The following is a 23,167-nucleotide window of genomic DNA, read 5'->3' on the forward strand; positions in this document are numbered from 1 at the left end:
GGGCATGCGGCTTCCGGCCTGGCTCAGCGCCTTCGCCTATCCGCCCTGGCCGCTGCTGTTTTCTCTGGCGGCGGCCGGGTTTGCTGTCTCGGCCTGGGCGGCGTCCGGGCCGACGGCCCTTGGCGCCCTGTGCTCCGGAGGCTTCGTCCGTCCCCTGACGGCCGAGGGCTGGAGCAGCGTGGTCTGGCTGACCCTGGCGGTCAATCCGCCGGGGCGGCTGCTGGCCGACTGGATGCTGATGCTGCTAGCGATGATGCCGCCGCTGCTGGCCGCGCCGCTGATGCATGTCTGGAGCTCCAGCCTGCCGCGCCGGCGCGCCGGGGCGCTGGCCTGTTTCGTCGCCGGTTACCTGGCCGTCTGGCTGGCGGTCGGGCCGCTGCTGATCGGGACGGCGCTGGTCCTCCAGGCGGGGTTCGGGGCGGCCGGGGCGTTCGCCCTGGCCTTGCTGGCCGCGGGGGTCTGGAGCGCCAGTCCCTGGCAGCGCCGGGCGCTCAACGCCGCCCACCAGCCGCGCCGGATCGGCCTGTTCGGCTGGGCGGCCTGGCGCGACAGCGCGGCCTATGGCGGCGTCCACGCCGGCTGGTGCGTCGCCTCCTGCTGGGCTTGGATGCTGCTGCCGCTGACGGCGGGACGCTGGCACCTGGCGGCCATGGCGCTGACGGGCCTGGTCATGCTGGCCGAACGCCTGGCCGAGCCTGCTCGGCCCCGCTGGCGCGCCCCCCAGCCGTTGTCCTCGGCCCTGGCCCTGAAGTGGAGCCTGACCCATGGGTAGACGCGTCTGCCTGGCGATCGGCGTCGGCTCGATCACGCCGACCGGCAACAAGGCGATGAAGTTCGGCTATCTGGACGGGGCGGTGGTGGCCGCCCGGGGGATCGGCGAATGGGCGCTGCGTTCGGGCTTCGGCCCCGACAATGTCCGCGTCGTCGAGGACGAGAGCGGCCCGGTGACCCAGGCCGTGGTTCAGCAGGCCGTCGACGCGCTGTTCCCGGCGGGCGCCGAGCCCGTCGATCACCTGATCCTGGCCTTCTGCGGCCACGGCCTGACGGGCCAGCAGGTGCAGCAGATCTCCTGGCTGTTCAGCGACTCGCTGAACCAGCGCTATCGCGTCCTGGCCGGCGAGTTCTGCGAGGAGCTGCTGCGCTACGGCGTGCGGCGGATCACCCTGCTGTCGGACGCCTGCCGCGAGGCGCCGATCGGCCTGGACATGCTGCGCTGGGAGGCCCGGCGCGGCATCACGGTCGAGGACGACCAGCGCGCCGACAGCCCCCTGTTCGACCGCCTGGCCGCCACCCAGGACGGCCAGCTGGGCTACATGGTCTCCGAGCCGGCCTCGGCCCTGCCGGGCAAGTGCGTCTTCTCCGGCGTGGTCACCGACATCCTGTGGGGGCAGGAACCGGCCGCCTTTGTCGGCTCGACGATCACCACGACCTCGCTGGGTGTCTGCGTCCGCGCCCGCACGACCGAGCGGGCCAAGGCCTACAAGCTGAAGCTCAATCCGGACTGCCAGGTCGATCCCGAACCGGCGGTGCTCTACGACCAGGCCGCACCGCCGACCCCGATGGCGGAGCTGCAGCCGTGGCCCCAGGTGGCGGGGGCCGTCCCGCTCGGCGCCGAAACCGTGCTTGTGGGTGTGGGTGCGGCGAGTGTGATCACGGGCGGAGCGTCCTTTGATATGGTCGCGGCGCCCGCTCCGAGCCTGACCGCGTCGGTCGGCCGGATGTTCTCCTTCGCCGTCGAGACCGGCAAGTCGTGGCTGGGCGCCGGCGCCAAGCCCGAGCCGCCCGCGCCCGAGCCGGCGGGGTCCGACGCGCGCATGCAAGCGGCCGAAAGCGTGCGGCAAGGCCTGCGCGCAGCCCGCGCCAGCAATGGCGCCGATCTGGTCGTGACGGGCCGCGTGGCCAAGCTGTGGTCGGCCGGCCCGGTGAGGTTCATTCCGCGGGAAGGGGATGGCGCGGCCTTCACCGTCGGTCCCGACCTGAATGGCCTGCCAGCGCTGGTCGAGTTCGAGGACGGCGGCTTCGCACCCGTGACACCCTATGGCGGCCTTTTCGCCGTGGTCGAGCGCGAACCTTCGGGCGAAGTCTATGTCGCTTATGGCAAGGCCGACGTCGGAAGAGTGTTCGACGACGCTGTTGACGCCGTCACCCGGTTCGCGGCCGGCGAGCTGGATGCGGACCGTATCGACCAGCTGGCCATCGATCTGCGCCATGGCAAGCATCGCGACCCGGCCATCGGAGCGGTCTGCGCCCTGCTCTACAGGGCCGTCGGCGACTTCGACAGCATCCGGCGGATGGCCTATTTCTACCAGGAGAACGGCCAGCCCGCGCCGTTCGACATCGCCCTGCTGGGCGGCATGGCGGTGAGCGCCGAACCCGGCGGGGCCTTGCGAGTCCACGTCCCCGCGGTCAAGGCGCGCGAGCCTCGGCCGGGCGCCACGTCGCTGCCCCTGTTCGCGACCGAGGCGACGCCGGAGACCTCCGTCCTGGTGGCCGGCCGCTGTCCCTGGATCGGCTTGAGCTGGGACTATGTCGGCCTGGTGCGGGACAACGCCTTGCCGCTGGTCGCGGGCCTGGCCGAGCATGCGCCCCAGGTCCCGCGTGGCGGCTTCACCGTCCTGCCCGCCAAGACGGGCAAGGCGCTGGCCAAGCTTTGGGGGCTGAAACCGCGCTAGCCCTCGGCCACCGGCGCGATGGCGTCCAGCTGCAGGCGGATGCCGTGCTCGCGGCCCTCGGCGGAGTAGTAGCCATCCAGGAACGCCCCGACCTCGGTGACGGTCACCCGCGTCTGGGCGCCCTCCGCCCGGAACTCGATCGTCGCCACCGAGGCCGAGGCCAGCGGTTCGCCGTGGTGCATCCAGTAGGTGTAGACAATCCGCTCGTTCGGGATGATCTCCAGATAGCGGTTGTAGAACCGGTGCTTGGGCTCTCCCGGCGGGCCGCCGATGCTGTGCTCCTCGCCGCCGACGCGGAAGTCGTACTTCTGGTCGGGCGGACCCCAGGCGTCGGGGCCCTTGAACCACTGCTTCTTCTTCTCCGGATCGGCGAAGGCGGCGAACACCCGGGCGGGCGCGGCGGCGTAGGTCCGCTCGACGGTGAAGGTGGCGTGGATGACGTTTCTCTGAACCATAAGATTGGCGGTCATTTGGTTTCCTCCTCGTCCTCGGCGGCCAGGAACGCCCCGAGGCGGTCGAGGCGCTGCTCCCACTGGGTGCGCCTCTGGTTGATCCATTGTTCGGCCAGGCTCAGCACGTCGGGATTGATCCGGCAGGTGCGCACCCGCCCGACCTTCTCCGACGCCACGATCCCGCCGGCCTCCAGCATGGCCAGGTGCTGCATGACCGCCGGCAGCGACATGTCCAGCGGCCGCGCCAGTTCGCTCACCGAGGCGGGGCCCAGGCTGAGCCGCTCGACCATGCTCCGCCGCGCGGGGTCCGCGAGGGCCTGGAACATGAGGTCGAGCGAAGGCTGTTGGTTAGGCATGGGGTTAAGTATCGGGGTGTGGGTGGATAGTCAAGCAAATGCCTAACTATTGGCGCGGCAAAAAGCCCGCCATCCGGAGACGGCGGGCTCTTCGAACCAGCCTTAAGCCAGCTTCACCTTGCCATCGACGCGGCGAGCGATGCCCAGCGGGTTCTCCGTCCGCAGCTCCGCCGGCAGCAGGGCTTCCGGCAGGTTCTGGTAGCTGACCGGGCGTAGGAAGCGCGCGATCGCCAGGGTGCCGACCGAGGTCGCCTTGGCGTCCGACGTCGCCGGGAACGGACCGCCGTGGACCATGGCGTGGGCCACTTCCACGCCGGTGCCGAAGCCGTTGACCAGGATGCGGCCAGCCTTCAGTTCCAGGGCCGGCAGCAGGGCGCCGGCGATGGCGTGGTCGGCCTCTTCCAGGTGGATGGCGATGGTCAGCTGGCCTTCCAGGGCGTCGATGACCTTGGCCAGTTCGGCCTCGTCGGCGGCGCGGACCACCACCGAGGCGGCGCCGAACACCTCCTCGTGCAGGTGCGGATTGGCCAGGAAGTCGGCGGCCTTGACGCTGAACAGGCCCGCGCGGCCGGTGTGGCTGCCGTCGGCGCCGGGCAGGCCGCGCGCCACGGTGGTGACCGCCTTGTCCTCCGACAGGGCCGAGACGCCGTGGGCGAAGGCCTGGCAGATGCCGGGCGTCAGCATGACGGCGGCCGGGGCGGCTTCCACCACCTTGCCGGCGGCGGCGACGAAGGCGTCCAGTTCCGGACCGTCGATGGCCAGGACCAGGCCCGGATTGGTGCAGAACTGGCCCGCGCCCAGGGTCAGGGCGGCCACGAAGTCGGGGGCGATCTTCTCGCCACGTTCCTTGAGGGCGGCCGGCAGCAGGATGACGGGGTTGATGCTGCTCATCTCGGCATAGAACGGGATCGGCTCGGGGCGACCTTGCGCGACCGCGGCCAGGGCCAGGCCGCCCCGGCGCGAGCCGGTGAAGCCGGCGGCCTTGACGCGCGGATCGGCGACCAGGGCGACGCCCATCTCGTAGCCGCTGTCGTGGATCATCGAGAACACGCCCGGATGCAGGCCGACCGAGGCGACGGCGGCCTGGATGGCGCGGCCGACCAGCTCCGACGTGCCCGGATGGGCCGGGTGGGCCTTGACGATGACCGGGCAGCCGGCCGCCAGGGCCGAGGCTGTGTCGCCGCCGGCCACCGAGAAGGCCAGCGGGAAGTTTGACGCCCCGAACACGGCCACGGGGCCCAGCGGCACGTTGCGCAGGCGCAGGTCCGGACGCGGCAGCGGCTTGCGGTCCGGCATGGCCGGGTCGATGCGGGCTTCCAGGAAGCCGCCGTCGCGCAGCACGCTGGCGAACAGGCGCAGCTGGCCGGTCGTGCGGCCGCGTTCGCCTTCGAGGCGGGCGCGGGGCAGGCCGGTCTCGGCCATGACGCGGACGATCAGGTCGTCGCCGATCGCCTCGATGTGCTCGGCGATGGCTTCCAGGAACGTGGCGCGGGTCTCGTAGGGCAGGGACCGGTACGGGCCAAAGGCCTCGGCCGCCAGCGCCGCGGCCTGGTCGACATCGGCCTTGGTCGCGCCGCCGAACGCGGGCTCCAGGATCTCGCCGGTCGCGGGGTTGATCCCCTTGATCTCGCCGTGGGTTCCCTTGCGGCTCTCGCCGCCGATCAGAAGCTCGCCCGTCAGATGCACGTTCGTCGTCCCGTCTAAGAGTGTTTCGGTCGGTATAAATGGGAGCGCTAACATGACAAGTCCATGCGCGCGTCGGCGGGTTCAGGCGTTAGAAGAGGTTGGACCAGCCGGAGAACCCCTTGAAAGCCCGTTTCGCCGACGCCGCCAAGGCCTTGTTCGAGATTCCCGGCGGTCCAAGCGTCGATTTCACGAAACCGTCGGGCGAACCGGCGCTCGCCGCGCCGGACTCGGTGTCGTGGCGGGTGTTCAAGAACCCGGTCGCCCTGTTCGTCGGCGGGGTGACGGCGGTGATCCTGGAACTGGCCGAGCCGCGTGTGCGGACGGGGGTGTGGGAGCACTCGAGCTTTCGTGTTGATCCGCTGGGCCGGCTGAAGCGCACGGGCCTAGCGGCCATGGTCACGGTCTATGGCGCGCGGTCCGTGGCCGAGGCGATGATCGCCGGGGTGGGCCGCCAGCATGCGCGGGTCGGTGGGGTGACGCCGAGCGGGACGGCCTACCGGGCGGACGAGGTGGAACTCCTGGACTGGGTGCAGGCCACGGCCAGCTTCGGGTTCCTGGGGGCGTATCACAGCCTGGCTCAGCCGCTGTCGGCGGAGGACCGCGACCGGTTCTACAGCGAGGCGGCCCCGGCCGCGCGGCTCTACGGCGCGTTGGGGGCGCCGGCGTCGGAGGCCGCCTGGGAGGCTCAGCTGGCGGCGATGCTGCCGAGGCTGGAGCGCTCGGACATCGTGCTGGAGTTCCTCGACCTGATGCGCGGCGTGAAGGTGGCGGGACCGCTGAGCCGCCTGCAGCATCCGCTGATCCGGGCGGCGGTGGGGCTCGTGCCCGGCGAGGTGCGGGCGGTGCTGGGGCTGGGCGCCGAGTGGCTGCCGAGGCCGCTGGAGCTGCCGATGATCCGCGCGGCGGCGAGGCTGGCCGACCGCACCCCGATCCCGGGCGCGCCGCCGTATGAGGCCTGCGTGCGGGTGGGGCTGCCGGGGAACTGGCTCTATCGGCGCTGACCACGGGGATTGAGGCCGCTGTATCCCCGGCGTTGGCGATACGGAAGCGCGTCAAATCAACGGCTTGTCACTTTTATGGTCGGCTGGATCATCCGCGCCCGCTGGTCCCGTATCTTTGTGTCATGGCCGGAAGAAGCGACGAGACGCAGGGCTGGGGCGAGACGCACCAGCGCACGCTCATGGATCTGGTGGACGCCCAGATCGAACGCCTGAAACACACCACCGACCTCGCCGAGATCGCAGAGGTCGAGAAGATCACCAAGGCCTACGGAACCGTCGCCCGCACCGTGAAGGCGGTGGAGGCGATCGTCCCCGAGCCGAAAGCCAAGCCGGTCGCCCGCGCGGCGGCCGATGACGACGAGGCCCCCATGCATGACGGCATCCCCGACGATCCCGAAGAGCTTCACGCCGCTCTGGCCGAACGCTTCGCTCACGTGGCCGACCTCATCGAGCGCAAGCGACGCGAGGCGGTGGACGGCGGCGGAGACTCTGGATCGCCAACGCCTGCTGAGCGCGATGCTGGCCCGCCCGCTGGACCATCAACAGGCCCCGGATCATGAGACCTGGACCACCTGGCTGATGCTGGGCGGCCGCGGCGCGGGCAAGACCTTCGCCGGGGCGCGGTGGATCACCCGCCAGGCGCTGGTCCATCCCGCCCTGGCTCTGGTCGGTCCCACCCTGCACGACGTGCGCGAGGTGATGATCGAGGGGCCGTCGGGGCTGAAGGCGATGGGCGGGCCGCTGTTCCGCCCGAGGTGGGAAGCCTCCCGCCGGCGGCTGGTCTGGCCCAACGGCGCGACGGCCTACGCCTTCTCGGCCGAGGACCCCGACAGCCTGCGCGGGCCGCAGTTCCACGCGGCGTGGGCGGATGAATTCTGCGCTTGGCCGAAGCCGGCGGAGACCTTGGCGATGCTGCGGTTTGGGTTGCGGCTGGGCGAGGACCCGCGCTTGGTGGTGACCTCGACGCCGAGGCCGATCCGAGCGCTGAAGGCCTTGATCGCGGAGCCTGGTGTTTCGCTGACTCGCGCCGGAACGTCGGCCAACGCCGGCAACCTGGCGCCGGCGTTCTTGCGGACGTTGGAGACCTTGTACGGCGGCACCAGACTGGCCGCCCAGGAGCTGGACGGGATCATCGTCGAGACCGACGGCGGGTTGTTCCGGGCCGAGGACCTGGCGCGCTGCAGGGCCGCCAAACCGGCGCGCTTCGATCGCGTGGTCGTGGCGGTGGATCCGCCGGCTACCGCGACCGGCGATGCCTGCGGGATCGTGGTGGTCGGGCGACGGGACGACCGCGCCTTCGTGCTGGCCGACGAGACCGCGCGGGGCTTGTCCCCGGCGGGATGGGCCGCGAAGGCGGTGGCTGCCGCTCGTAGTTTCAACGCGGACGCGCTGGTGGCCGAAGCCAACCAGGGTGGCGACATGGTGCGCTCCGTGCTCGCGCAAGCCGACCCGCCGTGCCGGGTGAAGCTGGTGCGGGCGAGCATAGGCAAGCGTGCGCGGGCCGAGCCGGTGGCGGCGCTTTACGAGCAGGGCCGGGTGCTCCACTGCGGCGCGTTCGTGGCGCTGGAGGAGGAGCTGATGGCGCTGGGGTCGGGGGACCTGGAGCACAGTCCGGACAGGGCGGATGCGCTGGTCTGGGCGGTGAGTGAGTTGATGCTGGGAGGGCGGTCAAGCCCTCGGCTCAGGTCGCTCTAAGATCCTCCCCCGCGATGCGGGGGAGGTGGCCCGGAGGGCCGGAGGGGGCAAGCGCGGAGCTTCTCCAGTATGCTCCTAGCGACACCATCAGGTGACGCCAACACGTCGCGAGCCGGAATACGCAGGGTGGCGACGCCATGCGCCGCCAGCCAAGCATCTCGCTTCGTGTCTCGCTCGGGATGGTCGCCAAGGGCGTGCTGCTCGCCATCGACCTCGACGGCCAGCCTCGAGTCCTCGCAATAGAAGTCGAGAATATACGGCCCAATCGGGTGCTGGCGGCGGAAACGAAGCCCACTGAGCCGGCCGCCTTTCAGCTCCAACCATAGCAGGACTTCCGGAAGCGTCATTTCCCGGCGGAAGCGCTGCGCCGTCAGTCGCCGCTCGAGCGGGGGCCTCATCTCGTTCTCCCGCGCTCGCCCCCTCCGGCCCTCCGGGCCACCTCCCCCGCATCGCAGGGGAGGATCTGAGAACTGTGCCGCGCCTTCAGCGCTACCCTAAATTGTTCTTTATTTGTTCTCAATCCTTTCGGGAGCATCCATGCCCCTCTTCAAACCCCGCCCGCCGGAGCGCAAAGACTCCCGCGCCGCGCGCCTGATCGCCCTCACCACCGGCGGCCGGCCGCAGTGGACGCCCCGCGACTACGGCGCTCTGGCGTCCGAAGGCTTCGCCAAGAACCCCGTCGCCTATCGCTGTGTCCGCTTGATCGCCGAGGCCGCCGCGTCCACGCCGCTGGCCGTGTTCGTCGACGGCCGCCGCGCCGATGACCACCCGCTCAAGAAGCTCCTCGACCGCCCCAACCCCGAGCAGGGCGGGCCCGACCTCATGGAAGCCTTCTTCGGCAGCCTCCAGGTCGCCGGCAACGCCTACCTCGAAGCCGCCGGGGATCAAGCCCCGACCGAGCTCTACGCCCTCCGCCCCGACCGCATGACCCTCGTCCCCGGCCCGCGCGGCTGGCCGCTGGCCTATGACTACCAGGCGGCCGGGCGCACGGTGCGGATCGCGCGCGATCCCGACGGCTGGCTGCCCGTCCTGCACCTGAAGCTCTTCAACCCCACCAACGACCACTACGGCTTTTCGCCGCTGGAAGCCGCCGCCTTCGCGATCGACGTCCACAACGCCTCCAGCGCCTGGAACAAGGCGCTGCTGGACAACTCCGCCCGGCCGTCGGGGGCGCTGGTCTACTCCTCCAAGGACGCCGGCGACCGCCTGTCCGACGAGCAGTTCGACCGCCTGAAGACCGAGCTCGCTGCCGCCCACTCGGGCACAGCCAATGCCGGCCGTCCCCTCTTGCTGGAAGGTGGTCTCGACTGGCGGGCCATGTCGCTGACGCCGGCCGAGATGGACTTCACCGAGGGCAAGCACGCCGCCGCCCGCGAGATCGCCCTGGCGTTCGGGGTCCCGCCGCAGCTGCTGGGCATCCCGGGCGACAACACCTACGCCAACTACCGCGAGGCCAACGCCGCCTTCTGGCGCGGGACCGTCGCGCCGTTGGCCGAGCGGGCCGCACGAGCCTTGACCGGCTGGCTCGCCGCCAAGTTCCCGGGCGCCAAGATCGCCCCCGACCTCGACGCCGTGCCGGCCCTGTCGACCGAGCGCGACGCCCTGTGGAGCCGGCTCCAGGCCGCGTCCTTCCTCACCGACGCCGAGCGCCGGCGCCTGGCGGGGCTGGAGCATTGACCGCCCCCGCCACCCGCTGGCGGCTGGACCGCCAGGTCTCCGCCGCCGTCCTGGTCGCCGTGGCGCTGCAGGCCGCCGCCGCTTTGCTGTGGGCCGGCAAGGCCTCCGCCCGGATCGACGAGATGCAGCGGCGGCTCGAGGCCCAGGCCCCGGTCGCCGAGCGCCTCGCCCGGCTGGAGACCCAGGCCGAGGCCTCGCGCCAGAGCCTGGTCCGCATCGAGGCCCGACTGGAGCGCGCCGATGGCCGATGAGCTGAAGATCGAAGGCTACGCCTCGCTGTTCTGGACCCGCGACCTCAATGACGACGTCACCGCCGCCGGGGCCTTCGCCGAGAGCCTGGCCGCCGCCGCGCCGGTGATCATGCTGCACCAGCACGACGAGGCCGAGCCGGTCGGGGTCTGGGACGCGGTGGTCGAGGACGCCAAGGGCCTGTTCGTCCGTGGACGGATCCTGCGCGCCACGCCGCGCGGCCGCCTCGTCGCCGCGCTGGTCGAGGCCGGCGCCCTGGACGGCCTCTCCATCGGCTTTCGGCAGGTCAAGGCCCGCACCCAGGGCCGCCTGCGCGTGCTGTCCCGCGTCGAGCTGTGGGAGGTGTCGATCGTGACTTTCCCGATGCTGCCTGGCGCGCGGCTGACCCGATCCGCGCCCTAGCGGATTTCTGCTCCCCCAACCCGGAGACCCCCATGAAGGAAACCAAACACGCGGCCTCGCCCGAGGCCCGCGCGGCGCTGGCTGACGTCCTGACGGCGTTCGAGAGCTTCAAGGCCGCCAACGACCAGCGGCTTTCGGCGATCGAGACCAAGCGGGCCGACGTCCTACTGGAAGAGAAGGTCGGCCGCATCGACGAGGCCATGTCGCGGGCTCAGGACCGCCTGGATCGCATCATGAGCGACCTGCGCAGGCCGGCGCTGTCCGGTGAGACGCCGGTCGCCACGGTGGACGAGCGCAAGGCCGCCTTCGACCGCTATGTGAAGACCGGCGAGACCCCCGCCGCGCTGCTCGAAGCCAAGGGCCTGTCCGAGGGCACGGCCACCGCCGGCGGCTATGTCGCCCCGCCGGAGCTGGAGCGGCTGATCCTGCGTCGCCTGGCGGCCACCTCGCCGATGCGCGAGATCTGCCAGGTGCGCACCATCGGCGCCGGCACCTTCCGCAAGCCCGTCAGCCCGACGGGCCTGGCCGCCGCCTGGGTGGCCGAGACCGCCGCGCGGCCCGAGACGACCGCCCCCACCCTGGACGTCATCGACTTCCCTGCCGGCGAGCTCTACGCCAGCCCGGCCGCCACCCAGGCCCTGCTGGACGACGCCTATGTCAGCATCGACGAGTGGCTGGCCGAGGAGGTGCAGGACGCCTTCGCCGCCCAGGAGACCACGGCCTTCGTGACCGGCGACGGGGTCAACAAGCCCAAGGGTCTGCTGAGCTACACCGCCGCGCCGGACGCGTCTTACGCCTGGGGGCAGGTCGGCTACCTGGCCACCGGCGTCGCCGGCGCCTGGCCGGCCAGCAACCCGACCGACAAGCTGATCGACCTGATCTACGCGGCCAAGACCCAGTACCGCCAGAACGGCCGCTTCGTGATGAACCGCCGCACGGTCAGCGCGGTGCGCAAGTTCAAGGACGCGCAGGGCAACTACATCTGGAATGCGGCCCTGCAGCCGGGGCAGTCGGCGAGCCTGCTCGGCTTCCCGGTCACCGAGATCGAGGCCATGCCGGACGTCGGCGCCAATGCGTGTCCGATCGCGTTCGGCGACTTCGAGAAGGGCTATCTGATCGTCGACCGCGCCGGCGTGCGGGTGCTGCGCGATCCCTATTCGGCCAAGCCGCACGTGCTGTTCTACACGACCAAGCGCGTGGGTGGCGGGGTACAGAACTTCGACGCCGTGAAGCTGCTGAAGTTCGCGGCGTCGTAGCCGCCTGGCGCCCCGTCGCCTAGCGGCGGGGCGCGCCTTTCCAGGACATTCCCAAATGCCCCAATCCCTCACCCTGGCCGAGGCCCGGGCGTTCCTGCGCGTGCCGGACGCCTCGGAGGACGCCGTCCTCACCATCCTGATCGACGCCGCCGAGGCCCATGTCGCCGAGGCCGCCGGCGTGGTCCTGACGCCTGCCAGCCCCGCGCCGCTGCGGTTGTCGGTGCTGACCCTGGTCGCCCACGCCTACGAGCATCGCACCAATCCGGAGCCTCAGCCCTGGCTGGCCCCGTACCGAAAGGCGCGGCTGTGAGCGACAAGCCCCTGATCGACGCCCTGGTCGTGACCTTGAAGGCCGCGCCCGCCGTCACCGCCGTGGCCGGCCAACGCATCCACGCCGCCAGCCCCCGCGTGCCGACCTATCCCTGCGTCGTCGTCACCCGGTCCGAGGGCCGCCCGGCCGGCGAGAACGACGCGGTCGAGCACCTTCTGACGATCACCTGCGCCAGCCGTTTCGGCGGGCCGGAGGAGGCGCGGGCGCTGGTCGCCGCCGTCCGTGTGGCGCTGCACGACGCCAAACCCGCGCTCGACGGTCGACGGTTGGTGACCCTGCGCGTGCCCTATGCCGACGTCTTCGCCGGCGCCGACCGCGAGACCGCCCTTGGCATCGTCCGCGTGCGGGCGGTGACCGAACTTCCCTGAAAACGGAGAGACCCATGGCCGCCCAAGCCGGCAAGGACATCCTGCTGAAGATCAGCGATGGGGCGTCCAGCTTCGTCACCGTCGCGGGCCTGCGGGCTCGCACCATCAGCCTCAACGCCAAGACCATCGACGCCACCGACAGCGACAGCACCGGCCGTTGGCGCGAGCTGCTGGCCGGGGCCGGCGTGCGCTCGGTCGCCGTCTCGGGCTCGGGCGTGTTCCGCGACGCCGCCTCCGACGCCCAGGTGCGGACCAGCTTCTTCGACCAGTCGGCGCGGACGTGGCGGCTGGTGATCCCGGACTTCGGCCAGCTGGAGGGACCGTTCCTGGTCGCGGCCCTGGAATATGCCGGCGAGCACGACGGCGAGGCGGCGTTCGCGCTGAGCCTGGCGAGCGCCGGCGCCGTGACGTTCACGGCGATCTAGATGCTGCCGCCCAATACCGCGCGCGGCGAGGTCGTGGTGACCCTGGCCGGCGCGCCCCGCCGTCTATGCCTCACGCTCGGCGCGCTGGCTCGCATCGAGGCAGCGCTGGGCCTTTCGGACTGGTCGCAGTTGCCGGAGCGCATCGCCACGCTCAGCGCCGGCGACCTGGCCGCCGTGCTGGCGGCGCTGCTGGACGGCGGCGGAGAGCCTGCGGAGATCGCCACCCGCGCCACGGTGCCGGAGGCCGCCAGCGCGCTCGCGGCTGCTCTGGCCGCTTCCGCATGAGCTGGGCCGAGCCGCTGCGGCTGGCCGTCCGGCTCGGCATCGCGCCGGACGTCTTCTGGCGGCTGTCGCTGGTCGAGTGGCGGGCCCTGACCGAGGCCCCGCCGTCGCCGGTCCTGACCCGCTCGGGCCTCACCGCCCTGATCGCCCGCTATCCCGACGAGGAGATCCCATGAGCTTTGAAGATGACGGTCTGTCCGCCGTCCCCGCCCGCGCCGCCGAGGCCGCCGCGTCGTTGGAGGCCCTCAAGGCCCCGGCCGAGCGCGCCGCCCGCGCGATCGACGAGGCGTTCTCGCGCGCGGGGACCTCGCTGGCGAGATCGCTGGCCCGCGCGGCGTCGGATGGTCAGGTGTCGTTGGGCGAGCTGGCCCGGGCCGTGCTGGGCGCGGCGGGGGCGGGTCTCTCGCAAGCGCTGGGCAAGAGTTTCGCCGGCGCCCGCGCCGACGGCGGGCCGGTCTTGCCCGGCGGCAGCTATCTGGTCGGGGAGCGGGGCCCGGAGGTGTTCCGTCCGGCCTCGGCCGGGAGCATCGAGCCGGCCGGTTCGACGGGGGGGATCTCGGTGACGGTCAATGTCCAGGGCGGGGAGGCGTCGGGCTTGATCCGCTCCGACGCCCAGATCGCCCAGGCCTTGGCCCGGGCGGTCAGCTTGGGGGCGAGAGGCCTCTAGATGGCCACCGCCGCGGCGTCGGTCGGGACCGAGCCGTACTTGTTGTCGCGCGGCTCGCCGGTGCTGCAGCCGACCCACAGGGTGAAGGCCAGCCAGATGGCGAAGGCGATGAACATCGACATGAACAGGCCGCCGATGGTGGCGAACAGGGCCGCCGAAGGCTCGCCGCCGTTGAAGGCGGTCATGATCGCCGAGATCCCCACCGAGGCGATGGCGCCGAACACCAGGACCGGGCCCAGCACCCACGGCAGCACCTGCCACCAGCCGGTCTGACCCATGTCGTGCAGGCGCTTGGAATGGATGCAGACGCTGGGATAGATCAGGGCCAGGGCCGCGAGGTGACCGATGCCCGGCACCACGTTCAGCACCATGCTGGCGCCCAGAAGGCAGAGCCAGCCGATCCAGAACGACTGCCGGCCGATGCGGCCCTCAGGCGACAGGAACAGGGTCTTCCAATCCATTTCGGTCTCCAATCTCGAACCCATAAGTAGGGCCCGACGACCCGCCGATGAAGTGAAAAGCGGGTCATGACGCAGACTTAATCGCGTTCGCCCGCCAATGGCTCCGCTTGGCGGCCCGTTTTTCCGCAAACCATTTCATACAGCAAGGGGATCGCGATGAGCGAGTTCCACGAGGCGCGCCTGCCCGCGCGCCTGGCGTTCGGCTGCACGGGCGGGATCGAGCGACGCACGCAGGTCGTCACCCTGGCCTCGGGCTTCGAGCGCCGCACCAGCTCGTGGGCGCAGGGCCGCCGCCGCTACCTGATCGCCACCGCCGCCCGGCCGCTGGACGAGATCGCCGAGCTGACCGCCTTCTTCGAGGCGCGGGGCGGGCGGCTGGCGGGCTTCCGGTTCCGCGACCCGGCCGACTTCAAGTCGTGCGCGCCGTCGGGGCTGCCGAATGCGGGCGATCAGCCGCTGGGTGTCGGCGACGGGACGCGGAAGGCGTTCCAGCTAGTCAAGGGCGCGCGGATCATCGCCAAGCCGGTGGCCGGCACGGTCAAGGTGGCGGTGGGCGGCGTCGCCGCGCCGTTCGGCGTCGATACGACCACGGGCCTGGTGACTTTGGCTGCGGCGCCGGCGGTAGGGGCTGTGGTGACGGCGGGGTTCGAGTTCGACACGCCGGTGCGCTTCGACCTCGACCGGCTGGACGTGACCTTGGAGGGCTTCGCCGCCGGTCGGGTCGTCGCCTGCGCCCTGGTCGAGGTCAGGGTCTGATGCGCGTCCTGCCCGAGGGGATGGACGAGGCCCGCCTGTGCCGCGCCTGGATCGTGGTCCGCGCGGACGGGGTGAGGCTGGGCTTCACCGATCATGATGGCGACCTGGTGGTCGACGGCGTCACGTGCCGGGCGCGGGGCGGCTGGAGCCCTGGCGCGCGCGACACGGCGGCCGGCTACGCGCCGGGGCAGGGCGCGGCGTTGGGCGTGCTGGAGGACGCCGGGATCTCGGAGGCCGAGCTGGCGGCGGGACTCTACGACGGCGCCCGCGTCGCCGAGCTGTGTGTCGACTGGAGCGCGCCGAGCCGGCTGGTGCGGCTGTGGTCGGCGACGATCACGGCGGTCAGCCGCGAGGGCGAGGCGTTCAAGGCGACGCTCGCCGGGCCGTTGGCGGAGCTGGATCGCGTGGCCGGGCGGACGTTCACGCGGCTTTGCGATGCGAAGCTGGGTGATGCGCGGTGCGGGATCGCGGTGGCTCCGGGCGCGGTCTGCGACAAGCGGTGGGCGACGTGCGTTGGGACGTTCGGGAATGGCTTGAACTTCCGGGGATTCCCGACCGCGCCGGGCGAGGACTTCCTGACGCTGTACCCGGTCGAGGGTGAGCGGAACGACGGTGGAAGGCGGTGAGCTCGCCGCATAGATGCTCCCCCGCGATGCGGGGGAGCTGTCGCGGAGCGACTGAGGGGGCTAACGCAGCCTCGCTCCAGCTCGCCCCCTCCGGCCCTCCGGGCCACCTCCCCCGCATCGCGGGGGAGGATCTTATCCTCCGCCACACCCGCCTCTGGCTCGGCACCCCGTACCGCCACCAGGCCTCCACCCTGCACGCCGGCTGCGACTGCCTCGGCCTAGTCCGTGGCGTCTACCGCGCCCTCCACGGCGCCGAGCCCGAACCGCCGCCACCGTACCGCCCCGACTGGGCCGAGACCGGCGGTCGGGAGCTGCTCCTGGAAGCCTTCCACCGCTGGCTCATCCCCACCGACACGCCGCGCCCCGGCGACGTCCTCGTCTTCCGCATGGCCCCCGGCGCGGTCGCCAAGCACTGCGCGATCCAGTCCGGTCCCGACCGCATGATCCACGCCTATTGGGGCCGAGCCTGCGTCGAGAGCCATCTCGGCCGCTGGTGGCGCGAGCGCCGTGTGGCCGCCTTCAGATTTCCCACGGAGAATCCATGGCCCAGGTGATCCTCTCCAGCGTCGGCGCGGCGATCGGCGGTCCCCTGGGGGCCGTGGCCGGCGCGGCCCTGGGCGGCCTCGTCGACCAGGCGGCGATCAACGCCCTGACCCCGGCCCGCCAGGTCGGCCCACGCATCCCCGAGCTGCGCCTGACCGGCGCGGCCGAGGGCGCGGCGCTGCCTTGCGTGTTCGGCCGCGCCCGCGTCGGCGGCCAGGTGATCTGGGCCGCCCGCTTCCGAGAGAAGCGCGTCGAGGGCCGCGTCGGCGGCTCCAAGGGCCAGAAGACCAACAGCTACGCCTACAGCCTGTCGTTCGCGGTCGCCGTGGCCGAAGGTCCGATCGACGGCCTGGGCCGCGTCTGGGCCGACGGCAAGGTCATGGACATGACCGGCGTCACCATGCGCCTGCATCGCGGGACCGAGGACCAGGCGCCCGACCCACTGATCGCCGCCATCGAGGGCGACGCCCCGGCCTATCGCGGCGTCGCCTATGTGGTGTTCGAGGACCTGCCCCTGGACGCCTTCGGCAATCGCCCGCCGCAGCTGTCGTTCGAGGTCTTCCGCCGGCCGCGCGCGCCCGGAACCCTCGGCCTGGAAGACCGGCTGAAGGGCGTCTGCCTGATCCCCGGCGCGGGCGAGTTCGTCTATGCGACCGAGGCGGTGCTACGCCGCAACGGCCTGACCCGCACCGAGTCCGAGAGCGTCCACAACGCCGAGGGCCGGCCCGACCTGGTGGTGGCGCTGGACCAGCTGCAGGCGCAGCTGCCGAACGTCGATCACGTCACCCTGGTGGTGGCCTGGTTCGGGACCGACCTGCGCTGCGGCCGCTGCCAGATCCGGCCCGGCGTCGAGCAGGACGCCAAGGACACCCTGCCGCTGACCTGGAGCGTGGCGGGCCTCGGGCGCGGTCAGGCGCATCTGGTCTCGCGCAAGGACGGCGCTCCGGCCTATGGCGGCACGCCCTCCGACGCGGTGGTGCTGCAGGCCATCGCCGAGCTGAAGCGGCGCGGGCTGAAGGTCACGCTCTATCCGTTCATCCTGATGGACACGCCGACCTATCCCTGGCGTGGGCGGATCACCTGCGATGCGGGCACGGACGGCACGTTCGGGGCCATCGGCCAGGTCAGCGCCTTCTTCGAGGGGACCTGGGGCCTGCGCCGGATGGTGCTGCACCAGGCCTCGTTGGCCGCCCAGGCCGGCGGCGTCGACGGCTTCGTCATCGGCTCGGAGCTGCGCGGCCTGACCACGGTGCGCGGGTCGGGCGGGACCTATCCGGCGGTGCCCAAGCTGAAGGCCCTGGCCGCGTCGGTGCGCGCGGTGGTCGGACCGGAGACCCAGCTGGGCTACGCCGCCGACTGGTCGGAATATTTCGGGCATCAGCCGGGCGGCGGCCACGCCGTCTTCCACCTCGACCCGCTGTGGGCCGATCCGAACATCGATTTCGTCGGCGTCGACTGGTACCCGCCGGTCACCGACTGGCGCGAGGGCGAGGACCATCGCGACGCCGAAGCGGGCTTCTTCGGCCCGCACGACCCGGCCTATCTGCGCGCCGGCCTGACGGGCGGCGACGCCTTCGACTGGTTCTACGCCAGCCAGGCCGACCGCGACGCGCAAGTGCGCACCCCGATCACTGACGGCGCTTATGGCGAGCCGTGGATCTGGCGCGCCAAGGACCTGAAGTCGTGGTGGAGCCAGCCGCACCACGACCGGCCGGGCGGGGTGCGCTCGGCGACGCCGACGGCCTGGGTCCCGATGTCCAAGCCGATCCGCCTGACCGAGTTCGGCTGTCCGGCGGTCGACAAGGGGGCCAATTCCCCGAACCTCTTCATCGACCCGAAGAGCTCCGAGAGCTTCCTGCCGCCCTATTCGACCGGGGCGCGCGACGACTTCGGCCAGCGCCGCTACCTGGAGACCGTGCTGGCCTGGCTGGAGGAGCCGGACGCCAATCCGATCTCGCCGCTCTATGGCGGGCCGATGATCGAAAGCGCCAGCGCCTGGTGCTGGGACGCGCGGCCGTTCCCGGACTTTCCGGCCCGGTCGGACGTCTGGAGCGACGGCGGCAACTGGGTGCTGGGCCACTGGCTGACCGGCCGCGCGGGTATCGCGCCGCTGCCCGAGCTGATCGAGGCCCTGGGCGCTCGCGCCGGCGTGGCCATCGATCCGGGCGAGGCCGGCGGGACCGTCGGCGGCTATGTCGTCGACCGGCCGATGCGGCTGCGGGATGCGCTCGCGCCCTTGACCGAGGCCTTCGCCCTGGATCCGGTCGAGCGCGGCGATCACGTGAAGATGCTGGCCCGCTCGGGTGTCGCCGTTACAGCCCTGACCGAGGACGACCTGGCGCTGCCGGACGACGGGCCGGGCGAGACGGAGACCCGGACCCTGGACCCGGCCGCCGAGGCGTTGCGCCTGAGGTTCCTGGACGCGGCCCGCGACTACCAGGTCGGGGCGCTGGTCGTGCGGCGCGAGGCCGGGCAGGGGACCCGCGACGCCGATGCGCCGATCGTGCTGGCCGCTTCGGAAGCCGAGGCCGTCGCCCGCCGGATGCTGGCCGCCGACGCGGCGGCGCGGCGGACGCGGATCGTGCATCTGTCGCCCTCGGCGGCCTTGCGGCTGGAGGCCGGCGACCGCGTGGCCGTGGACGGCGCGACCTGGCGGGTGCAGCGGCTGGACCTCGACGAACAGCCCCGCGCCACCCTGGTCCCGACCCTGGCCGAGATCGGCGTGGGCCGAGGCCTCGACTGGAGCCCGGCCCCGCCGCGCGATCCGCCCGCTCCGCCGGTGCTGCACGTGCTGGACCTGCCGGCGGATGGCGGCCTGACCGACGATCCTCGGCCTTTGGTCGCCGCCGCGAGCGAGCCGTGGCGACCGCTGGAGGTTCATGCCGGCGCCGGGATCGACACCCTGAAGGTCCGCGCCCGCGTCGCCAGCCCGGCCACCCTGGGCGCGACCCTGTCCGACCTGCCGCCGGCCTTGCCGCACCGTCTCGACCGCACGGGGAGCCTGACCGTGCGGCTGGAGGGCCGGAGTCTCGCCTCCGCGCCGCTGGCCGCCGTCCTGGCCGGCGACAACGCCCTGGCCGTCCGCGCCCCGTCCGGCGATTGGGAGGTGATCGCCTTCCAGGCCGCCGAGCTGGTGGCGCCGGATGTCTGGCGGCTTTCGGGCCTGCTACGGGGCCAGCGCGACGGCGCGGCGAGCGAGGTCACGATCCCCGCCGGGGCGCCGGTGGTGCTGCTGGACGAGGCGGTGGTCCGCCTGGACGTCGCCGCCTTCGAGCGCGGGACGCCGCTGATCGTCCGCGCCGCCCCGGCGGGCGGTCCGCCATCAGGCTCGGCGATGACCGAGATCACGACGACCTGGACCGGCCGCGCCCTGCGTCCGCTGGCGCCGGCACATCTGCGCGTTCGGCGGATCGGCGGCGACCTGCACGTCTCGTGGATCCGCCGCGCCCGCATCGGCGGCGATGTCTGGGCGGGCGAGGTCCCGCTGGCCGAGGGTGTCGAGCGCTATCGCGTCCGGGTTCTGGACGGCGACACGGTGCTCCACGAAGCCGAGGTCACGGAGCCGGCCATCGTCGTCACCGCCCCGCCAGCGGTCCGGATCGAGGTCGCCCAGGGCTCCTCGCTGTACGGCTGGGGCAGCCCCGCGACATCAGGTCTGTGGTAAATTAGCCACACGGGGCCTTGCGCGGCGCTCTGGACGTTCTAGATGGAGGGCGGTACCCACAGCCCCTGCTTTTCTAGAGGACACTCCTTGGCGCGCGACCCCTATCAGGAACTCGGCGTTTCCCGCACCGCGACCGCGGACGAGATCCGCAAGGCGTTCCGCAAGCTCGCCAAGCAGTACCACCCGGACACCAATCCGGGGGACAAGAAGGCGGAAGACAAGTTCAAGCAGGTCAGCGCCGCCTTCGACATCGTCGGCGACGCCGAGAAGCGCAAGAAGTTCGACCTGGGCCAGATCGACGCCGACGGTCGCGAGACCGCGCGCGGCTTCGGCGGCCAGCCCGGCAACGGCCCGTTCAACGCCGGCGGCTTCGGTCGCGGCGGCTTCCACCGCGACGAGGGGCCGGAGATCGACCTCTCCGACCTGTTCGGCGGCATGTTCGGCCAGGGCGGCGCGCGCGGCCCGTTCGGCGGCGGCCAAGCCGGCCCGGGCGGCGGCTTCTCGGCCAAGGGCGCCGACATCAAGGCTCGCCTCGACATCGACCTGGAAGAGGCGATCAAGGGCGGCAAGAAGCGCGTGGCCTTCTCGGACGGCCGCACGATCGACGTCACCATCCCGGCCGGCGCCCAGGAAGGCCAGACCCTGCGCCTGAAGGGCCAGGGCAGCCCAGGCCGTGGCGGTCAGGGCGACGCCCTCATCGAGCTCTCCATCAAGCCGCACCCGATCTACCGCCGCGAGGGCGAGGCCTTGGTCATGGACCTGCCGATCTCGATCCCCGACGCGGTCCTGGGCGGCAAGATCGAAGCCCCGACCCCGGACGGCAATGTCATGCTGAACGTGCCGAAGGGTTCGAACAGCGGCCAGACCCTGCGTCTGAAGGGGCGCGGCATGCCCGACGCCAAGGGCAAACGCGGCGACCTCCTGGCCAAACTGGTCGTGACCCTGCCCGAGACGGTCGAAGAAGACCTCGAAAAGTTCGCCCAGGCCTGGCGGGATCAAAAGCCCTACACGCCGAAGCGGAAGTAAGCGGACGCCTGAACTCTGCTCACGTGGAAGGGGAGGAGAGGCGTAAAGCTTGTCCGCTCGTGACAGAACGTCGCAGCCCGTTCATAACCCGGGCGTTCAGTCTCCATTCAGCCGCGATCCCTTAGACCGGAGAGCATGAAAACGATCCGCGCCATCATCGTCGCCGCCGCGCTGGCCGCCGCCCTTCCGGGCGTCGCCTCGGCGCAGCGTCATGACCGAGGTCCCGACAGCCTGGGCGCCGACTGGCGCGCGGGATCGGGCCAGGCGCGCGACGGCGTGCAGTCGGGCCAGTTGGTGCCGCTGTCGCGGGTGATCGACATGATCGGTCGCCGCGTGCCCGGCCGCGTGCTGGACGCCGGCCTTGAAGGCTCGAACTATCGCGTGCGCTGGGCCACCGCCGACGGCCGCCGCATCGACTTCATCGTCGACGCCCGCACCGGCCAGATCCTGAGCGGCGGCTAACACGGTTTAGGAGCTTCCATGCGTATCCTGCTCGTCGAGGACGATCCCGACCTGTCGCGCCAGCTGAAGCTGACCCTGGGCGACGCCGGCTATGCCGTCGACCACGCCCCGGACGGCGAGGAAGCCCAGTACCTGGGCGAGAACGAACCCTACGACGCGGTGATCCTCGACCTGGGCCTGCCCAAGGTGGACGGCGTGTCGGTGCTGGAGCGCTGGCGCCGGGGCAACATCGCCACGCCGGTGCTGATCCTGACCGCGCGCGGCGCCTGGAGCGACAAGGTCGCCGGCTTCGACGCCGGGGCCGACGACTATCTCGCGAAGCCCTTCCACACCGAAGAGCTGCTGGCCCGCCTGCGCGCCCTGCTGCGCCGCTCGGCCGGCCACGCCGCGCCGTCGCTGTCGTGCGGCGCCCTGCGCCTGGACCCGCGCGCCGCCCGCGCCAGCGTCAATGGCGAGCCGCTGCGCCTGACCTCGCTGGAATACCGCCTGCTGCACTACATGATGATGCACCAGGGCCGGGTGATCGGCCGCACCGAGCTGGTCGAGCACCTGTACGACCAGGACTTCGACCGGGACTCCAACACCATCGAGGTGTTCATCGGCCGCCTGCGCAAGAAGCTGGGCGCCGACCGGATCGAGACCGTTCGCGGCCTGGGCTACCGCCTGGCCCCGCTGCCCGGCGAAGAGGCCGCCTAAGCCGTTGCTGGACCTGCGCCGCCGTTCGCTGGTCCGCCGCCTGGTCCTGATCGCCGGGATCTGGACCCTGCTGGTCGTGCTGATCGCCGGGGTGTTCCTGACCGCCCAGTTCCGCAGCGCCGCCATCCGCCGCTTCGACCAGTCGCTGGCGGTGCTGACCGACGACCTCTATGCCGGCTCGACCGTCGAGGACGGCCAGCTGCGCGCGCCGGTGCTGACCGACATCCGCGCCACGCGGGCCTATTCGGGCCGCTACTGGGTGATCCTGGACAAGTCGCTGGACGGGGCGATGAGGCCGGTCGAGCGCTCGCGCTCGCTGTTCGACAGCGACCTGATGCTGTCCTCGGCCCAGATCGACCAGTTGGACGCCGCCCCGGGCCAGACCCAGTACTTCAACATGCGCGGACCGCAGGACAAGCCGCTGCGCGCCGCCGCCATCCTGGCCCGCCTGCCGGGCTATGCCGATCCGGTGGTGTTCCTGGCCGCCGAGGACCGCACGCCGATCGACGCCGACGCGGATCGCTTCGCCGGCGTCACCGCCATCGCCCTGGCCATCCTGTCCGGCGGCCTGATCCTGGCCACTGTGGTGCAGGTGCGCTTTGGCCTCACGCCGCTGTTCCGCCTGCGCCGCGAGGTGGCCTCGGTCCGTCGGGGCAAGGCCGAGCGGGTCGAGGGCATCTATCCGGAAGAGCTGGAGCCGCTGGCCGTCGAGCTGAACGCCCTGCTGGCCCACAACCAGGAGGTCGTCGAGCGCCAGCGCACCCACGTCGGCAACCTGGCCCACGCCCTGAAGACGCCCCTGTCGGTGATGCTGACCGAGGCCTCCCAGCAACCGGGCCAACTGGCCGAGGTGGTCGAGCGCCAGGCCCAGACCATGCGCGAGCAGGTCGACCACCACCTGCGCCGGGCCCGCGCCGCCGCCCGCTCCCAGACCAGCGGCGAGCGCACGCCGGTCGAGCCGATCCTGGACGAGCTGGCCGTGACCCTGGAGCGGATCTTCCAGGACAAGGGCGTCGAGATCGACTGGCGCTGCCCGGAAGACCTGTGCTTCCAGGGCGAGAAGCAGGACTTCCTGGAAGTGGTCGGCAACGTCATGGAAAACGCCGGCAAGTGGAGCAAGGGCAAGATCCGGGTCGACGCCGCGCCCTCGGGCGAGGCGCGCATGACCGTCACCGTCGACGACGATGGTCCTGGCCTGCCGCCGGAAGAGCGCGCCCAGGCCCTCAAGCGCGGCCAGCGGCTCGACGAGAACGCCCCCGGATCGGGTCTGGGCCTGTCGATCGTCGACGAATTGACCCGCGCCTATGGCGGATCGGTGCAGCTTGGTGAATCCCCGATGGGCGGACTACGTGTGGTTCTCGACCTTCCGAGAGCCGAAACGTAACTTCCGGTTGCGCCCAATTGTCACAGAACC

Annotated in this window: 26 protein-coding genes and 2 pseudogenes; 23 read left to right on the forward strand and 5 right to left on the reverse strand. The window is 71.7% G+C overall.

Annotated elements, in window-relative coordinates; translation table 11 throughout:
* The first annotated feature begins 4 nt into the window (after positions 1–4).
* On the forward strand, positions 5–772 hold the full coding sequence (locus tag AC07NI_RS24130) for a copper chaperone (protein WP_494623865.1): 768 nt from the start codon (positions 5–7) through the stop codon (positions 770–772).
* Positions 765–2,672, forward strand: coding sequence for a hypothetical protein (locus AC07NI_RS24135; RefSeq protein ID WP_494623867.1), 1,908 nt, complete (start codon positions 765–767; stop codon positions 2,670–2,672). The genes AC07NI_RS24130 and AC07NI_RS24135 overlap by 8 nt, the downstream gene beginning before the upstream one ends.
* Here AC07NI_RS24135 and AC07NI_RS24140 read toward each other — a convergent pair.
* The 3 genes from AC07NI_RS24140 to AC07NI_RS24150 form a co-directional block, all read right to left on the reverse strand.
* On the reverse strand, positions 2,669–3,142 hold the full coding sequence (locus AC07NI_RS24140; RefSeq protein ID WP_494623869.1) for an SRPBCC family protein: 474 nt from the start codon (positions 3,140–3,142) through the stop codon (positions 2,669–2,671). The two genes, AC07NI_RS24135 and AC07NI_RS24140, sit on opposite strands and share 4 nt — an antisense overlap.
* Positions 3,139–3,450, reverse strand: a complete 312-nt coding sequence (locus tag AC07NI_RS24145; RefSeq protein ID WP_494623871.1) for an ArsR/SmtB family transcription factor — start codon at positions 3,448–3,450, stop codon at positions 3,139–3,141. Before AC07NI_RS24145 ends, AC07NI_RS24140 begins: the two co-directional genes overlap by 4 nt.
* 132 nt (positions 3,451–3,582) lie before the next feature.
* A complete protein-coding gene (locus AC07NI_RS24150) occupies positions 3,583–5,166 on the reverse strand; it encodes an aldehyde dehydrogenase (NADP(+)) (protein ID WP_494623873.1) in 1,584 nt (527 codons plus the stop codon).
* A 119-nt stretch (positions 5,167–5,285) separates the two neighbouring features.
* Between AC07NI_RS24150 and AC07NI_RS24155 the strand changes: the two genes are divergently transcribed.
* The 3 genes and pseudogenes from AC07NI_RS24155 to AC07NI_RS24165 all read left to right on the forward strand — a co-directional run.
* The gene (locus tag AC07NI_RS24155; protein WP_494623875.1) at positions 5,286–6,167 is read left to right on the forward strand and encodes an oxygenase MpaB family protein; all 882 of its coding nucleotides are present in this window, start codon (positions 5,286–5,288) and stop codon (positions 6,165–6,167) included.
* A 179-nt stretch (positions 6,168–6,346) separates the two neighbouring features.
* Positions 6,347–6,727, forward strand: coding sequence for a hypothetical protein (locus AC07NI_RS24160; protein WP_494623877.1), 381 nt, complete (start codon positions 6,347–6,349; stop codon positions 6,725–6,727).
* Positions 6,660–7,862: pseudogene (locus tag AC07NI_RS24165) on the forward strand (DNA-packaging protein); the annotation flags it as partial. The gene AC07NI_RS24160 and the pseudogene AC07NI_RS24165, both read left to right, overlap by 68 nt.
* Here the strand turns inward: AC07NI_RS24165 and AC07NI_RS24170 are convergent.
* Entirely contained in the window at positions 7,859–8,260 is a 402-nt protein-coding gene (locus AC07NI_RS24170; protein WP_494623879.1) for an endonuclease domain-containing protein, read from the reverse strand. The pseudogene AC07NI_RS24165 and the gene AC07NI_RS24170 sit on opposite strands and share 4 nt — an antisense overlap.
* Positions 8,261–8,332: 72 nt before the next feature.
* On the opposite strand from AC07NI_RS24170, the pseudogene AC07NI_RS24175 reads away from it, so the two are divergent.
* The 10 genes and pseudogenes from AC07NI_RS24175 to AC07NI_RS24220 all read left to right on the forward strand — a co-directional run bounded on the left by AC07NI_RS24175 (position 8,333) and on the right by AC07NI_RS24220 (position 13,519).
* A pseudogene (locus AC07NI_RS24175) lies at positions 8,333–9,539 on the forward strand (phage portal protein).
* The gene (locus AC07NI_RS24180) at positions 9,536–9,790 is read left to right on the forward strand and encodes a hypothetical protein (protein WP_494623881.1); all 255 of its coding nucleotides are present in this window, start codon (positions 9,536–9,538) and stop codon (positions 9,788–9,790) included. The pseudogene AC07NI_RS24175 and the gene AC07NI_RS24180 overlap by 4 nt, the downstream one beginning before the upstream one ends.
* Positions 9,780–10,190: an HK97 family phage prohead protease gene (locus AC07NI_RS24185; RefSeq protein WP_494623883.1), complete on the forward strand. Its 411-nt coding sequence runs from the start codon at positions 9,780–9,782 to the stop codon at positions 10,188–10,190. Before AC07NI_RS24180 ends, AC07NI_RS24185 begins: the two co-directional genes overlap by 11 nt.
* A gap of 32 nt (positions 10,191–10,222) precedes the next feature.
* Complete coding sequence (locus tag AC07NI_RS24190) at positions 10,223–11,446, forward strand: phage major capsid protein (RefSeq protein ID WP_494623885.1); 1,224 nt, start codon at positions 10,223–10,225, stop codon at positions 11,444–11,446.
* Positions 11,447–11,501: 55 nt separating this feature from the next.
* Positions 11,502–11,756 carry a head-tail connector protein gene (locus AC07NI_RS24195; protein WP_494623887.1) on the forward strand — a complete coding sequence of 85 codons (255 nt, stop codon included), beginning with the start codon at positions 11,502–11,504 and terminating at the stop codon, positions 11,754–11,756.
* Positions 11,753–12,145, forward strand: coding sequence for a DUF3168 domain-containing protein (locus tag AC07NI_RS24200; RefSeq protein WP_494623888.1), 393 nt, complete (start codon positions 11,753–11,755; stop codon positions 12,143–12,145). Before AC07NI_RS24195 ends, AC07NI_RS24200 begins: the two co-directional genes overlap by 4 nt.
* 14 nt (positions 12,146–12,159) lie before the next feature.
* Positions 12,160–12,570, forward strand: coding sequence for a phage major tail protein, TP901-1 family (locus AC07NI_RS24205; protein WP_494623890.1), 411 nt, complete (start codon positions 12,160–12,162; stop codon positions 12,568–12,570).
* Complete coding sequence (locus AC07NI_RS24210; RefSeq protein WP_494623892.1) at positions 12,571–12,855, forward strand: GTA-gp10 family protein; 285 nt, start codon at positions 12,571–12,573, stop codon at positions 12,853–12,855.
* Positions 12,852–13,028 carry a phage tail assembly chaperone gene (locus AC07NI_RS24215; RefSeq protein ID WP_494623894.1) on the forward strand — a complete coding sequence of 59 codons (177 nt, stop codon included), beginning with the start codon at positions 12,852–12,854 and terminating at the stop codon, positions 13,026–13,028. The genes AC07NI_RS24210 and AC07NI_RS24215 overlap by 4 nt, the downstream gene beginning before the upstream one ends.
* Positions 13,025–13,519 carry a phage tail tape measure protein gene (locus AC07NI_RS24220; protein ID WP_494623896.1) on the forward strand — a complete coding sequence of 165 codons (495 nt, stop codon included), beginning with the start codon at positions 13,025–13,027 and terminating at the stop codon, positions 13,517–13,519. Before AC07NI_RS24215 ends, AC07NI_RS24220 begins: the two co-directional genes overlap by 4 nt.
* Here the strand turns inward: AC07NI_RS24220 and AC07NI_RS24225 are convergent.
* Positions 13,516–13,980 (reverse strand): DUF805 domain-containing protein, encoded by a 465-nt coding sequence (locus AC07NI_RS24225; RefSeq protein WP_494623898.1) that lies wholly within the window; start codon positions 13,978–13,980, stop codon positions 13,516–13,518. The genes AC07NI_RS24220 and AC07NI_RS24225 overlap by 4 nt on opposite strands.
* 156 nt (positions 13,981–14,136) lie before the next feature.
* Between AC07NI_RS24225 and AC07NI_RS24230 the strand changes: the two genes are divergently transcribed.
* The 8 genes from AC07NI_RS24230 (at position 14,137) to AC07NI_RS24265 (ending at position 23,137) form a co-directional block, all read left to right on the forward strand.
* Positions 14,137–14,736: a phage distal tail protein, Rcc01695 family gene (locus AC07NI_RS24230; protein WP_494623900.1), complete on the forward strand. Its 600-nt coding sequence runs from the start codon at positions 14,137–14,139 to the stop codon at positions 14,734–14,736.
* Entirely contained in the window at positions 14,736–15,362 is a 627-nt protein-coding gene (locus AC07NI_RS24235; protein WP_494623902.1) for a phage/gene transfer agent baseplate hub protein, read from the forward strand. The genes AC07NI_RS24230 and AC07NI_RS24235 overlap by 1 nt, the downstream gene beginning before the upstream one ends.
* Before the next feature lie 26 nt (positions 15,363–15,388).
* Positions 15,389–15,916, forward strand: a complete 528-nt coding sequence (locus AC07NI_RS24240) for an NlpC/P60 family protein (RefSeq protein WP_494623904.1) — start codon at positions 15,389–15,391, stop codon at positions 15,914–15,916.
* The gene (locus AC07NI_RS24245; protein WP_494623906.1) at positions 15,904–19,569 is read left to right on the forward strand and encodes a baseplate multidomain protein megatron; all 3,666 of its coding nucleotides are present in this window, start codon (positions 15,904–15,906) and stop codon (positions 19,567–19,569) included. The genes AC07NI_RS24240 and AC07NI_RS24245 overlap by 13 nt, the downstream gene beginning before the upstream one ends.
* A gap of 87 nt (positions 19,570–19,656) precedes the next feature.
* Positions 19,657–20,595, forward strand: coding sequence for a DnaJ C-terminal domain-containing protein (locus AC07NI_RS24250; RefSeq protein WP_494623908.1), 939 nt, complete (start codon positions 19,657–19,659; stop codon positions 20,593–20,595).
* 135 nt (positions 20,596–20,730) lie between these two features.
* On the forward strand, positions 20,731–21,057 hold the full coding sequence (locus AC07NI_RS24255) for a PepSY domain-containing protein (RefSeq protein WP_494623910.1): 327 nt from the start codon (positions 20,731–20,733) through the stop codon (positions 21,055–21,057).
* Positions 21,058–21,075: 18 nt separating this feature from the next.
* Positions 21,076–21,753 (forward strand): response regulator transcription factor, encoded by a 678-nt coding sequence (locus AC07NI_RS24260; RefSeq protein ID WP_494623912.1) that lies wholly within the window; start codon positions 21,076–21,078, stop codon positions 21,751–21,753.
* A 4-nt stretch (positions 21,754–21,757) separates the two neighbouring features.
* Positions 21,758–23,137, forward strand: a complete 1,380-nt coding sequence (locus AC07NI_RS24265; protein ID WP_494623914.1) for an ATP-binding protein — start codon at positions 21,758–21,760, stop codon at positions 23,135–23,137.
* Positions 23,138–23,167 lie beyond the last annotated feature (30 nt).

The sequence above is a fragment of the Caulobacter sp. GW821-FHT10E02 genome, assembly GCF_059415225.1.